Origin of the sequence: Herbaspirillum chlorophenolicum, from assembly GCF_001189955.1 — a bacterium.
Classification (GTDB): Bacteria; Pseudomonadota; Gammaproteobacteria; order Burkholderiales; family Burkholderiaceae_D; genus Herbaspirillum; species Herbaspirillum chlorophenolicum.
This window is the reverse complement of sequence record NZ_LFLT01000002.1, coordinates 24,949-37,675: the sequence shown is the minus strand read 5'-3', so window position 1 is coordinate 37,675 and position 12,727 is coordinate 24,949. Positions and strand designations below refer to the sequence as shown.

Annotated in this window: 19 protein-coding genes and 1 pseudogene; 19 read left to right on the top strand and 1 reads right to left on the bottom strand. The window is 63.8% G+C overall.

All coding sequences use genetic code 11. The features are described from left to right. Genes AKL28_RS01720 through AKL28_RS01660 form a run of 14 tightly spaced genes read left to right on the top strand, consistent with a single transcriptional unit; the run spans position 1 to position 8,832 of the window. Positions 1–300, top strand: a complete 300-nt coding sequence (locus AKL28_RS01720; RefSeq protein ID WP_050466343.1) for a hypothetical protein — start codon at positions 1–3, stop codon at positions 298–300. Beyond that, positions 297–551, top strand: coding sequence for a hypothetical protein (locus tag AKL28_RS01715; protein WP_050466342.1), 255 nt, complete (start codon positions 297–299; stop codon positions 549–551). The genes AKL28_RS01720 and AKL28_RS01715 overlap by 4 nt, the downstream gene beginning before the upstream one ends. Beyond that, positions 548–679: a hypothetical protein gene (locus AKL28_RS25275; protein ID WP_269432159.1), complete on the top strand. Its 132-nt coding sequence runs from the start codon at positions 548–550 to the stop codon at positions 677–679. The genes AKL28_RS01715 and AKL28_RS25275 overlap by 4 nt, the downstream gene beginning before the upstream one ends. Next, entirely contained in the window at positions 676–927 is a 252-nt protein-coding gene (locus AKL28_RS01710; RefSeq protein WP_050466341.1) for a hypothetical protein, read from the top strand. Before AKL28_RS25275 ends, AKL28_RS01710 begins: the two co-directional genes overlap by 4 nt. After that, complete coding sequence (locus tag AKL28_RS01705) at positions 927–1,199, top strand: hypothetical protein (RefSeq protein WP_050466340.1); 273 nt, start codon at positions 927–929, stop codon at positions 1,197–1,199. Before AKL28_RS01710 ends, AKL28_RS01705 begins: the two co-directional genes overlap by 1 nt. Beyond that, a complete protein-coding gene (locus AKL28_RS01700; protein WP_050466339.1) occupies positions 1,196–1,381 on the top strand; it encodes a hypothetical protein in 186 nt (61 codons plus the stop codon). The genes AKL28_RS01705 and AKL28_RS01700 overlap by 4 nt, the downstream gene beginning before the upstream one ends. A gap of 1 nt (position 1,382) precedes the next feature. After that, complete coding sequence (locus tag AKL28_RS01695) at positions 1,383–1,616, top strand: hypothetical protein (protein ID WP_050466338.1); 234 nt, start codon at positions 1,383–1,385, stop codon at positions 1,614–1,616. Continuing rightward, positions 1,613–2,413: a PD-(D/E)XK nuclease family protein gene (locus AKL28_RS01690; protein ID WP_050466337.1), complete on the top strand. Its 801-nt coding sequence runs from the start codon at positions 1,613–1,615 to the stop codon at positions 2,411–2,413. The genes AKL28_RS01695 and AKL28_RS01690 overlap by 4 nt, the downstream gene beginning before the upstream one ends. Positions 2,414–2,436: 23 nt before the next feature. After that, entirely contained in the window at positions 2,437–3,603 is a 1,167-nt protein-coding gene (locus AKL28_RS01685; RefSeq protein WP_050466336.1) for a recombinase family protein, read from the top strand. Between the two features lie 12 nt (positions 3,604–3,615). Then, entirely contained in the window at positions 3,616–4,233 is a 618-nt protein-coding gene (locus AKL28_RS01680; RefSeq protein ID WP_050466335.1) for a 3'-5' exonuclease, read from the top strand. Positions 4,234–4,268: 35 nt separating this feature from the next. After that, complete coding sequence (locus AKL28_RS01675; RefSeq protein ID WP_050466334.1) at positions 4,269–4,955, top strand: hypothetical protein; 687 nt, start codon at positions 4,269–4,271, stop codon at positions 4,953–4,955. A gap of 57 nt (positions 4,956–5,012) precedes the next feature. Next, the gene (locus AKL28_RS01670) at positions 5,013–6,806 is read left to right on the top strand and encodes an AAA family ATPase (RefSeq protein WP_050466333.1); all 1,794 of its coding nucleotides are present in this window, start codon (positions 5,013–5,015) and stop codon (positions 6,804–6,806) included. Continuing rightward, entirely contained in the window at positions 6,806–7,009 is a 204-nt protein-coding gene (locus tag AKL28_RS01665; protein ID WP_050466332.1) for a hypothetical protein, read from the top strand. Before AKL28_RS01670 ends, AKL28_RS01665 begins: the two co-directional genes overlap by 1 nt. After that, complete coding sequence (locus tag AKL28_RS01660; protein ID WP_050466331.1) at positions 7,006–8,832, top strand: DNA cytosine methyltransferase; 1,827 nt, start codon at positions 7,006–7,008, stop codon at positions 8,830–8,832. Before AKL28_RS01665 ends, AKL28_RS01660 begins: the two co-directional genes overlap by 4 nt. Positions 8,833–8,834: 2 nt before the next feature. Here AKL28_RS01660 and AKL28_RS01655 read toward each other — a convergent pair whose 3' ends face one another. Further along, the gene (locus tag AKL28_RS01655; RefSeq protein WP_050466330.1) at positions 8,835–9,221 is read right to left on the bottom strand and encodes a hypothetical protein; all 387 of its coding nucleotides are present in this window, start codon (positions 9,219–9,221) and stop codon (positions 8,835–8,837) included. 32 nt (positions 9,222–9,253) lie between these two features. Between AKL28_RS01655 and AKL28_RS01650 the strand changes: the two genes are divergently transcribed. From AKL28_RS01650 to AKL28_RS01635, 5 genes and pseudogenes are all read left to right on the top strand, one after another. Next, positions 9,254–10,210: a phage Gp37/Gp68 family protein gene (locus AKL28_RS01650; RefSeq protein WP_050466329.1), complete on the top strand. Its 957-nt coding sequence runs from the start codon at positions 9,254–9,256 to the stop codon at positions 10,208–10,210. 107 nt (positions 10,211–10,317) lie between these two features. After that, the gene (locus AKL28_RS01645) at positions 10,318–10,836 is read left to right on the top strand and encodes a J domain-containing protein (protein WP_197091036.1); all 519 of its coding nucleotides are present in this window, start codon (positions 10,318–10,320) and stop codon (positions 10,834–10,836) included. After that, the gene (locus AKL28_RS01640; RefSeq protein ID WP_050466328.1) at positions 10,833–11,528 is read left to right on the top strand and encodes an ASCH domain-containing protein; all 696 of its coding nucleotides are present in this window, start codon (positions 10,833–10,835) and stop codon (positions 11,526–11,528) included. Before AKL28_RS01645 ends, AKL28_RS01640 begins: the two co-directional genes overlap by 4 nt. Next, positions 11,525–11,626: pseudogene (locus tag AKL28_RS25355) on the top strand (hypothetical protein); the annotation flags it as partial. The gene AKL28_RS01640 and the pseudogene AKL28_RS25355, both read left to right, overlap by 4 nt. A 56-nt stretch (positions 11,627–11,682) precedes the next feature. Then, positions 11,683–12,666 carry a tyrosine-type recombinase/integrase gene (locus tag AKL28_RS01635; protein ID WP_050466327.1) on the top strand — a complete coding sequence of 328 codons (984 nt, stop codon included), beginning with the start codon at positions 11,683–11,685 and terminating at the stop codon, positions 12,664–12,666. Positions 12,667–12,727: the final 61 nt, after the last annotated feature.

Sequence of the window (12,727 nt, the reverse complement as noted above, 5' to 3'; positions counted from 1 at the left end):
ATGATGACCACCACCCAACCTATCCAGCCCGCGAACCTTCCCAAAGGCGCCTTCCTGCTGACCGACAGCTACCAGCCCGAGAACGTGACGTTCTCCTTGTGGGTTGTGCAGCGGAACAAAAACTACGAGTTGGTGGCGGTGACGCTGCCCGGCCACGGCACCGACTTCATGGAAGCGCTGGACGAGAAGTTCGTCAAGTTCGCGCAGGACTACGCCGAATGGGAATACCTGGCCGGCCACCGCGTGCCTGAGTTGCTGGGTGCCGCTCCGTCGCAGTTTCGTGCCGCAGGTGCCGCATGAGCGACCACCGCCAAGCCCTTGACCAGATCATGCGCCTGTGTGCCGATTCGCGCACCTACAGCCGCCGTACGCAACTGATCAATGAGGTTGCCATGAAGGCGCTGGGTATGACGGCCGGCCAACGCCATGAGGTGCATATCTCGATCCTCGACCGCATTGGCGATGAACCGTTCAAGCAGGCATATCTCGCGCGCCGGGCCAAGGCAGAAGCCAGGCAAGCCGCCATGACCGCCGCCGGAGTCCAGCCATGAACTGGATCAGCCTCTTCTTCCTCGCCCTGGTGCCGGTGTTCGCCACCAGCGGCGCCCCGCGCAACGCAACCCTGGTCGGCATGGCGATCGCCATCATCCTGGCCGCTTCCTTTGGAGTCCCGCTGTGAACTATTCCGCCCTGATCGACTGGCGCGCCGGCGTGCGCGCTTCTTCCCCGGCGCCGCGCCCCGTCGTTGCTCGCCTCAAGCGCCGCTTGCGCAGCCTGTTGATGTTCGTCCTGTTCTGGCTGTCGGCCGGCGTGCTGCTGGCCAGCGGCTTCATGGTCACCTTGTACACGGTCCAGGCGCTGGGCCAGCCGCGCGCTGCGTCGGCACCGACAGCCGCCCCCGCGTCGCAAGACTGGAAGGATCTGTGATGGCGATCGACAAGACCGGCGGCCCGGCCTTTCCGGGGAGCGTAGCGGTAGGCCCGAACGGTGAAGTTGTTCCGGCTGCTGCCCACGGCGTGCCTGAGGGTATGACGCTGCGCGACTACTACGCCGCGCACGCCCCTATTGATCTGGCCTGGGCAAACGAGATTTTCTACAAGCGCAACGGCCGCAACGCCGGCTGGCTGGAAGCGCTGGAACAGCTTGCGGAACTGCGTGGTGCATACGCCGACCGCATGATCGCGGAGCGCGCGCAATGAAGACCTCCACCGCCCTCGCCTTCCTCGGCACCTGCCTGGTGCTGGGCGCCGTGCTGTTCATGACGGCCGCCGATGACGCTGCGCAGCGCAAAGCTGAAGCGCAGATGAAGGCGCGCATCTTCACGAAGTTTCCAGACCCGGCGCTGGCCGAGCTGGCCGTGCCGCTGGCGGGAGGGAACTGACATGCAGACTCCACTGCGCACCGTGCAGGTCTATAGATACGCCAAGGATCCTGAAACGGGCAAACACGACTATTTGCCGGCCGAACAAGGATTGTTCCACGGCTGGGGTGTCGAATTCATGGAGTTTGAAGCCGGCCCGGGCAACTACTCGGTAGCCATCGTCGAATTCATCGATGGCAAAGTCGAGACATTCGCCCCGGCGCATGTCCGCTTCACGGACGGGGGCGCCAAATGAGCGAGATCCGCGTCCGCGCCTCTTCCTGGGGCTCCCTCTTCGACTGTGCCTACCGCTGGGAGGGCGAGCACATCCTGGGCATGCGCAAGGCCTCCGGCCTGCGCGCTCAGTTGGGCACGGCCGTGCATGCCGGTACCGCCGCATTTGACCAGGCCACTCTGAGCGGCACCCCGATCAGCATCGACGCCGCCGCCGGCGTGTTCGTCGAAACGCTGCACAACCCCGAACAGGACGTTGACTATAAGCAGGACGACCTGACCGTGCGCGACGGCGAAACCATCGGCCTGAAACTGCTGGCGCGCTACTGCAGCATCATCGCGCCCAGCATGGACTACCAGTCCGTCGAGATGGCGCTGGAACCGCTGGTGATCGACTGCGGCGGCGACATCCTGGTGCGCCTGACCGGCACCATGGACCGCGCCCGGGTCGCCCGCGTCGACGGTCGCAAGATCATTCCCGACATCAAGACCGGTGCGCGCGTGATCGCCAACGGCGTGGTCAGTACGCAGGGCCGCGCTGCGCAGCTGGGCGCCTATCAGCTCATGTCGGAAAACACCGATGGCGAGCCGACCGACGGCGCCCAGATCATCGGCCTGCAGACCACCGCCGCGGCCAATGTCGGCGTGTCGCGCATCTTCGACGCCAAGCGGGTCATGGTCGGCACCGACACCGAAAAGGGCCTGATCGAGTATGCCGCCGTGATGTTCCAGACCGGCCTCTTCCCCCCGAATCCTCAATCCCAGCTGTGCAGCTCGAAGTACTGCGCGCGCTGGAGCAAGTGCATGTACCACGAATAACCACCCGCTCACCTGGAGAAATCATGTCCCAACAGCAGCAGACCACCACCTTGCAGGAAATCAAGAACCCCACGCCGCGCGAGCAGAACATGCCGGCCGTCACCATGGGCTTCGGCAGCTTGCAGTCGTTCGAACTCATGCAGCGCGCCGCCAGGCTGCTCTCTTCCTCCACGCTGGTGCCGGCCGCCTATCGCCAATGGGATGAAAAAAAGGGGGAGAACCCCAACGCCTTGGCCAACTGCGTTGTTTCCTTGAACATGGCCCAGCGCATGGGCGCCGATCCGCTCATGGTGATGCAGAACCTGTACATCGTTGAGGGCCGCCCATCCTGGTCATCGCAGTGGATCATCGCGGCCATCAACGGCTGCGGCCGCTTCTCGCCCCTGCGCTTCGACTTGAAAGACCTTGGCCCTAAGGAAGTCGAATACGAAACCACCAAGTGGGTGAACCGGGATCGCCAAGTCAGCAAGCACAAGGTGACGGTGGCGAATCTCGAATGCACCGCATGGGCGATCGAGCGCGAAACCGGCGCACGCATCGACAGCCCGCGCGTATCCATTGAGATGGCTGTACGGGAAGGCTGGTACGGCAAGAGCGGTTCCAAGTGGCAAACAATGCCCGAAGTCATGCTCCGTTACCGCACGGCCAGTTTCTTCGGAAAATTGTATGCGCCGGAATTATTGATGGGTCTTCAATCCTACGAGGAAGCCGCCGACATCATCGATATCGAAATGCCGGAAGCGCAGCCGCGCCCGGCAGCCGACCTCAACCAACTGCGCACGCCGCCACAGGGCAAGGCCGCCGCGCCGGCAACCATTATTGAAGACAAGAACGACGACAAGCCGAATACCCCCGAGAGCCAGGCAGGAGAGCCTGGCGAGCCTGAAGCCGGCACGGTCGCCGGGCCTGCTGGTGAAACCAGCCAGCAGGCAGCCCAGGCGCAGCAGCAGAACGGTGGCGCCGACGAAGGCCCCTCCTACGCCAAGGTGCGTGACTCCCTCGAAAAGGCCGCCGATCTGGAAGTGCTGGACGTTGCCGCCGACCTGATTGGCGAGGTTTTCGACCAGGGCCAGCAGGAAGAGCTGCGCACCTTCTACCGCGAGCGCAAGGACGCGCTCACCAATCCGCCGGCCGCCGCCGGCACCACCACCCGCCGCGCCAAGCCGCAGCAGACCTACAACGCCGAATAAGGAACAGCCACCATGCGCACCGCCCTCTTTTACGACACCGAAACCACCGGCCTACCACTCTTCCGAGAGCCGTCCGAGGATCCGCGCCAGCCGCATATTTTCCAGTTGGCCGCCGACCTGGTCGACATCGACACCCGCAAGACCATCGCCAGCATGAGCCAGTTGATCAAGCCCACCGGCTGGATCATCCCGCCCGATGTTGAGGCCCTGACCGGCGTCAGCACCGAACGCGCGGCAATGTTCGGCCAGCCGGTCGACGACGTGCTGGATATGTTTTTCGGCATGTGGTCCATGGCCACGAATGGCCGGATCGCTCACAACGAGCAGTTCGACGCGCGCCTGGTGCGCATCGCTGCCATGCGCCACCGCAATACCGAGTTTGCCGACTACTGGAAGGCCGGCGAGGCGTTCTGCACCTGCACGGCATCCACCGCCATTGTCAACCTGCCTCCTTCTCCTGCCATGGTCAAGGCCGGCCGCAACAATCCCAAGCAGCCGAAGCTGGCCGAGGCCTATGAGTTCTTCACCGGCCAGCCGCTGCTGAACGCACACGATGCCGGCGCCGACGTGGCCGCCTGCCGCGTCATCTACTTTGAGCTGATCGAACACTTGACCAAGGCCGCCGCCTGATCGCCCACCAACACCCCGCAACTACGGAGAAATCAATGTTCCAACTCGATACCAAGATGGTGAAGGTGACCAGCCTCAACTTCCGCAAGGAAAAGGACGAGAAAGGCGACGAGCATGGCGTCTGCGATATCGGCTTTTCGGCGCCGATGGAAAATGAGGTGCTGGACCACTTCAACCCGCTCTACCGCCCGGCCTTCTACACCGGCGACGACCAGGCCGACATGGTCAGCGGCGCGCGTCTGCCGCACCTGAAGTTCGCCTTCCCGCGCTTCTCGCATAAGGGCTCGCTGGAGGGCTACACCTTCCTGGCGCACATCGGCGCCGGCGGCCCGTCCGAGGTCAAACTGAATGACTCGGTGATCAACAAGGTGTATTTCCAGCTGCAGGACAAGGGCGCTGTCGGTATGGACTTCATCGTGCGCGCGCGCACGCACCCAGCCGATGTCGGCAAGCTCTCCGAGCTGCTGGACACCGAGGTGCAGATCAGCCTGGTGCCGCCCGATGAGCAGAAGCGGTTTGAGATCGAACAGGCCAAGAAGAACCGTAAGCGCGCGCTGGATGAGCACTTCAAGGGCGGCGCGCCGGCGGATGAGCCTGACACCCAAACGGGCAACCTCATTGACGACGATGAGGAAGACCAGCAGAGCGCTGGCGATCCAGACTTCCGCGAAGTCGATCAAGCCCAACCTGCTGGGCAACAAGGCCAGTACCAAGTCGAATAACAACCAGGCCGGCCGCCGTGCGCGGCCCTACCCGCCCCACTCCAAGGAAACACTGCGATGCAAATCTCCCAGATCCAGGTCGATAACTTCCTGCGCCTGCGCAGCGTGGATATTCGAACCACCACCCCCGTGACGCTGATCGCCGGCCGCAACCAGGCCGGGAAAAGCTCGATCGCTGAAGCCGTCAAAATGGCGATGACCGGCGAAATCACCCGCGTCAAGCTGAAGAAGGAATACGACAAGCTGGTGCATGACGGTTCGAAGGCCGGCGGCGTGCTGGTCACCGTGGCTGATGGCCGCACCTACGGCTTCAACCTGCCCAAGGGTGCCGCCCAGATCGACGACGGCCTGCCGACCGGCGCCACCGTCTCGGTGGTGCTGAACGGCCAGCGCTTCGCCAGCATGAAGGAAGACGAACGCCGCGCCTTCCTGTTCGCCGCCGCCGGCTGCAAGATCAACGGCGAAGAAATCAAGAAGCGCCTGCTGGCGCGCAACCTGGACAAGGCGCTGGTCGAAATCGTGATGCCGGTCCTGCGCGGCGGCTTCCCGGCCGGCAAGGACTTTGCCGCCGAAGAGGCGCGCAAGAAGAAAGGCGCGTGGCAGCAGCTGACCGGCGCGAATTGGGGCGGCGTGGCCGCCGATGGCTGGGAGGCCGAGAAGCCCGAGGTGTTGCAGCCTGAGCATGGCAACGCAGAGGCCTCGGCGCTCGGCAAGGAAATCGACCAGCTGAACAAGCAGATCGGGGAGGTCCAGGCGAAGCAGGCCGCGCAGGCCCAGGCCAAGAAGCGCCGCGCCGAGCTGCTGGAGCTGTCGAAGAAGGCCCCGGACATCAGCGGCAACTTCAAGCGCGCCGAAAAAGAGCTGGCCGACTATGAACCGAAGGTGGTGGCCATGCGCCAGCGCGCCGTCGGCGGCCGCCCTCTGGGGCTGGTGCATGACCTGGCCTATGCGCTGCACGGCCTGCGCGAGGTCTTCCCGGTTCCGTCGACTGGCGAGGATGATATTCCCTACCAGGTGGCGAACGCAGCACTGGATGCCTACGAGAACGTGCATGGCGAAATCAAGCCTGCCGGCGAGGCAGATACCGAGGCGCAGAACTCACTGCCAGAATTCGAGCGTGGCCTGGAGGTGCTGCAAAACCGTGTCAAGAACCTGAAGCGTGACTTCGACGCTGCCACCGGCGCCGACCAGGTGCTGGCCGAGCTGGAAGCGCAGACCAACTTCCAAACCGACTACACGGCCGGCCTGCAAGAGCGGCAACAGCGCATCGCCGCGTTGACCGCCAGCCGCGCCAAGATGATCGAGGCGATCGACGCCGCCGCCGCGGCGTGGAAGAAGGCCGACGCCGCCGATGCGCTGACCAAGCAAGCTGCCAAGGTGAACGGCGAAATCAAGGCCTGGCTGGCCATTGCCGACGCATGCGCACCGGATGGAATCCCGGGCGAGTTGCTGGACGAAGCCCTCAAGCCGATCAACAGCGCGCTCACCGTGTCCGCAGCCTTCAGCGGCTGGGCCTCGGTCTACATCGACAAGGACATGACGATCACCGCCGGCGGCCGCCCCTACTCCCTGCTGTCGGAGTCGGCGCAGTGGCGCAGCGACGCCATGATCGCCCAGGCGGTCGCTCAGGTCACCGGCCTGCGCATCCTGATGCTGGATCGCTTCGATGTTCTGGATCTGCCTGGCCGTTCCGAGGCCATCAACTGGCTGCATGCGCTGGCCGAGAAAGGTCACATCGAGACGGCGCTGGTGTTCGGCACGCTCAAGCAGCTGCCGGAGCGGCTGCCGCCCACCTTCTCCGCGCACTGGATCGCCGATGGTGTGATCGCGCCACTGCGGGAGGCTGCGTAATGCCGCAGCCTCACCGCATGCGCATCTTCTCGCACCCGCTCGACGGACGCCTCTGGTGGTACATCCACCCCACCATCATCGCCGCGCGTGTGCGCGCCATCGTCTGGTCACGCACGACCGACAGGCATGCGCTGATCTGGGTACGCCCCCTGACCACCGACGAAGTCCAGCAAGTCAAAAAATTACAGGAGCAATCTGCATGAAGCGCGACACCTTCACCGGCGTCCCCGACGATGTCCGTGAGATTCGTCATTTCCATCTGTTCGGCGCCATCGGCGGCGGTGCGCGCGGCTTCAATCGCGGGCAAGCCCGTGTCGGCAACATGGTGGCGAAGTTCCGCTGCATCGGCAGCATCGACGTGGACGCGGCGGCGAACCGCGATTTCGGCCGCCTGGTCGGAGTGCCTGCCACCACACTGGACCTGTTCGACCTCGACCAATACCTGGCCTTCTGGGGCAACATGCCCCCGCCTGGCTGGCGCGAGGCGTTGCCGGAAGATATCCGCCGCGCTGCCGGCTACGAGCGGCCGCACATCGTCTTCCTGTCCGCGCCCTGCAAGGGCTTTTCCGGCCTGCTGGCCGAGGGCAAGAGCAAGACGGCCAAGTATCAGGCATTGAACCGCCTGACGCTGCGCGGCGTCTGGTTGATGCTGGAGGCCTGGAAGGACGACCTACCAGAGCTGGTGGTGTTCGAAAACGTGCCGCGCATCGCCAACCGCGGCCGGCACCTGCTCGATCAGATCGTCGGGCTGCTGCGCCACTATGGCTATGCCGTGGCCGAGACCACGCACGATTGCGGCGAGATCGGCGGCCTGGCGCAGAGCCGGAAGCGATTCCTTCTGGTAGCGCGCCACATGGAAAAGGTGCCGAACTTCCTCTACGAGCCGCCGAAGCGCAACCTCTTGGCCGTGGGCGACATCCTGGGCCGCATGCCGTTACCGGGCGACGAGCGTGGCGGCCCGATGCACCGTATCCCCTCACTGCAGTGGAAGACATGGGTGCGCCTGGCTTTCGTTGAGGCCGGCAGTGACTGGCGCAGCTTGAACCGCTTGGCGGTCGAGGATGGCCACCTGCGCGATTACTTGATCGTGCCGGAAAACCGTAATGGTGGCTTCCTCGGGGTGAACACTTGGGATGACTCGCGAGGAACTGTTACTGGCCGGAGCCTTCCGCAGAACGGTGCATTCTCGATCGCCGATCCTCGTGCTCCGACCGGTGCAGCCGAATATCAGCAATACGGCGTTCTGAACATGGCCGATACTTCGGGCGCCATCATTGGCGTCAAGTCCCCTGGACAAGGGACGTTCGCCGTTGCTGACCCACGCTCTGGCGACATCGACACGACCCACAAGAATGTCTATCGGGTTGTGAAGTGGGAAGGAGCCGCCGGGGTGGTCGGCGGCGGCCACGGCCCCAGTTCTGGCGGACAGGCGGTCGCAGATCCGCGCCGCGTCGGTGAGTCGTTTGGAAAGTATGCGGTGACGTCATGGCCTGGTTCGACCGGCACCGTTATCAGCGGCAGCACCACCGGCCAGGGCGCATTTGCCGTTGCGGATCCGCGTTCTGCCGGCATCCCACAAAAAGGCGATCACTACCTGACGGGCGGCCACTATGGCGTGCTGCCTATGAGCGCGACCTCCGGCGCCGTCTCGTCGGCCGCCAGCTACGACAATGGCCGCTGGTCGGTGGCCGACCACCGCATGCCAGCCGCCGCCGACAAGCTGATCTGCGTGATCCGTGCGCTGGACGGCACCTGGCACCGCCCTTTTACTACCTTGGAGCTGGCCGCCCTGCAGTCGCTGGTCGACCCGGAAGAGATGCTGGAATTGGACGGTCTGTCCGATCAGGCCTGGCGCGAGCGTATCGGCAATGCCGTGCCGCCGGCAGCTGCCGAAGCCATCGCCTCGGAAATGGGGCGCACCCTGCTGCTGGCCTGGTCGGGTGAAACCTTCCAACTCAGCGCGGCGCCGATCTGGGTGCGGCCGGTGGCCATTGCAATGAACGTGGCGCAGGGAGGGACGCCGTGAATCTACTTTGCGTGAATGGAAAACGCCGCCACTCCTGCACCAATGCAGAAGCTTACCAAGCTGAGAATGCTCGCGCCAATGGCCCAAGCCAGCGGCGTGATATGCGTACGCGGCTTCATCGCGCCCATATTCTCGTTATGCAATATGTTTTGCGTGATCCAAGAGGCGAAGATCGCAACGGCGGCACCGACGAGGCCAAGGATGAACATCGAAAGGGATCGCTGAAATGCCGTGTGATCGATCACCTCCAAGATGCTTTTCATGGCAGTGACCATGCCTGCCGCGGCGCCACCGTTTATCAGCACCAGCAATTTGAAGACCTCGATCGAGATCGTGATCATCGATTTATAGGTCTCGGCCTTGTGCACTTCGTTGAAATTGTCCGCCATAACGTCCCCCTCAATTTTCGAGGCATCCTATCATGAGCGAAAACACCAAGATCGAATGGGCAGACCACACCTTCAATCCGTGGGAAGGCTGCCAAAAGGTCGGCCCGGGCTGCGACCACTGCTACGCCGAGAGCCGCAACGCGCGGTTCGCCGGGGGGGCGGCGGTGAATTGGGGGCCTGGCGCGCCGCGCCGGCGCACCAGCGCTGCGAACTGGAACAAGCCGCTGGCCTGGAACGCCGCGGCGACCGAATTCCAGGTAACGCACGGCCGGCGCCAGCGCGTGTTCTGCGCCAGCCTGGCCGACGTCTTCGACAACGCGGTCGACCCGCAGTGGCGCGACGACCTGTTTTCCCTGATCGAGGCGACGCCGCACCTCGACTGGCTGCTGCTGACCAAGCGCATCGGCAACGTCGGCAATATGCTGCCGGTGCCGTTCAGCTTTGCCGCGCTGTACCCGAATGTCTGGATCGGGATCACTGTGGTCAACCAAACGGAAGCCGACCGCGATATCCCGAAGCTGCTGCAGATCGACGCCGCCAAGCGCTTCCTGTCCATGGAACCGCTGCTGGGTCCGGTCGACCTGAACCAAGCGCTTCCACCGGTCCACTGCGAGAGCTGCGACGCTGACTACGGGGCGCTGTCGGCGCACGGCGCCGGCAAGCCAATCGGGATCGATTGGGTGATTGTCGGCGGCGAGAGCGGGCCAGACGCCCGCCCGACGCATTCCGATTGGGCGCGCTACCTGCGTGACCAGTGCAATAGCGCTGGTGTTCCCTTCCTGTTTAAGCAGTGGGGCGAGTGGATAGACGTATCGGTTGCTGGTTTCGGATCGCTGCGCGGTGAGATCGCTTTCATTCGTAGCGACGGAACGCGCTGGGAGCATGCGCCAAGAGATGAGGATGCGGACTGCATCACTATCAGGAAGGTGGGAAAGAAAGCTGCCGGCCGCTTGCTAGATGGCCGCACCTGGGATGAGGTGCCGGCATGATCAACGCCTACCCCCTCCAGTGGCCAACCGGCTGGCCCCGCTGCCGCAGCCGCAAGACTGCGCGCTTCAGCACGAAGTCGCGCGGCTACTCTTCCAGCAGCATCACCGTGAACGAAGGCGTCCAGCGCGTGCTGGCCGAACTCGATCGCATGGGCTACACCCGCGACGACGTGGTGATCAGCACCAACGTACCGGTGCGCTTGGACGGCCTTCCGCGCTCCGACCGCGGCGAGCCCTTTGATTCTGGCGCCGCCGTGTACTGGCGCACCCGCAAGGGAGAAAACAAGGTCATGGCCATTGACGTTTATGACCGCGTGGCCGACAACCTGGCCGCCGTGGCGGCGACGCTGGATGCGATGCGCGCGATCGAGCGCCATGGCGGCGCCGTGGTTCTGGATCGGGCCTTCAGCGGCTTTACCGCGCTGCCGGCGCCCGGCCAGACCGTCAAGCGCGACTGGCAGGATGTGCTGGGACTGCGCAGCGTCGCCCTCCCTACCCGCGAGCAGGTCAAGGCCGCATACCGTGCTCTGGCGAGCATGCACCATCCTGACAAGGGCGGCAGCGAGGCCATGATGGCCGAACTCAACGTTGCCCAAGACGAGGCCCTGAAGGAGATTTTCGGATGAAAGAACGCCCTATCCTTTTCAGCGGCGCCATGGTGCGCGGTGTCCTGGCCGGCGACAAGACGCAGACGCGGCGTCCGGTCAAGCCGCAGCCACCGGCAGCGACCTACAAGGTGATGCAATACAACCATCCCGACCACCTTCCCAATTTCTACGCCTGGGTGGATACCGAGCCGCCCGGCCCCGTCTGCGAAGTATCGGACTGGAGCCAAGCATGCCCCTACGGCCAGCCCGGCGACCGCATCTGGGTGCGCGAAACGGTGTTTGCGTGGGGTATGTGGGAGCAGCGATATAGCGAGGAAAAAGGGCGGCTGGAATGGCACTTCGTCGACATGACCATCGAAGGCGGCTTCCAGTACCGATATGCCTCGGACGAACCGCATTTCATATCCAGCCGGCGCGTCGATGGCTGCATCACCTGGTGGAAGCGCCCAGCAATTCATGCACCGCGCGCGGCCAGCCGCATCCTTCTGGAAATCACCGGCGTGCGCGTGGAGCGCCTGCAGGACATCAGCGAGGCCGACGCGGCGGCCGAGGGTGTAGCGACATGGGCACCCGGCGCACTCTCCCCGGAGGGCCAGACCGCCGATCCGTCCGACCAATTCCGGTGGCTGTGGGGATCCATCAACGGCGCCGACAGCTGGACAGCCAACCCGTGGGTGTGGGTGGTTGAATTCAGGAGGATCAAGGGATGACCGAAACCATCAACGTCTGCGCCGCTGCCGCGATTTTGGGGGTGTCCAGCCGCAAGGTATATGATCTAGCCGCGCCGGCTGGCCCGATCCCATGCTATCGAATTGGGCGCCGAGTCACCTTTAACCGCCAAGACATCCTTGAATATCGACAAAAATGCCAATTTACCGAGATAAAGCGCGAGGTTGCTTCGTCTTTGAGTTCGACCGCCGTGTCGATGGCCAGCGGGTCCGGACTCGAAAGGCTCTTCCAAAAACATGGAATCAAGCCCAGGCTGACGCCTACGACCGACAAGAAAGCGCGAAGCTCTACGCCGTCGCGACCAGCGTCGAACGTGCTCAGCATTCAATCGAGGACGCTGTTGCCGTCTACATAAAGCACCGCCTGCCCCACCTCAAGACCGGCAAGAACGTGGAGCGCGAATTGGCGCTCATGTTCTTCGCCTACCAGGGGCGTCCCCTTTCCGCCCTGCCGGATGCCTGCAAGTTCTACATCGCCAAGGCCACCCGAGACAATGAGGGCATGGAAACCCCGCTCTCGGCCGCCTCGCTACGCAATCGAATCCGCTACCTCACCGCCGCCTGCCGGTATGCCTGGAAGGAACACGGCATGGGCCACGAAGATCCAGCTGCCAAGGTGGTGGTGCCGGCCGTGCGCAATGAGCGCCAGGAATATGCCAGCCGCCGCGACATGATCCGCTTGGCCCTGGCCATCAAGAACAGGAACGTGCGCCGAGCTTTCCGCATCCTCTTCTACAGCGGCATGCGCCTGTCCGAGTTGCTGAAATATAAATTGAGTGGGGAAGTTTTTGCCCTGGCCGACACGAAGAATGGATCGCCGCGCATGGTGCCGGTGCACCCGCGAATCAAGTACGCGGCCCGGGTGTTCGATCAGTCGGTACCCAAGATCACCATCCAAGCGAACTTCCGGAAAGCCCGGGAGCGCGCCGGCCTGGATAACCTGCACCTCCACGACCTGCGCCACAGCGCGGCCAGTGAGCTGATAAACAACGGCGTGGATCTCTATACCGTGGGGCGGGTGCTGGGGCACAAGGACTCACGCAGTACCCAGCGGTATGCGCACCTGGCCATCGATACGCTGACCGATGCGGTGGCCAAGATCGGGAAGAAGCGCGCCTGATTTTCTGGGCAACTTCTTCCCCACCAGACGTAAAAAAAGCCGCACATGGCGGCTTTCTCTA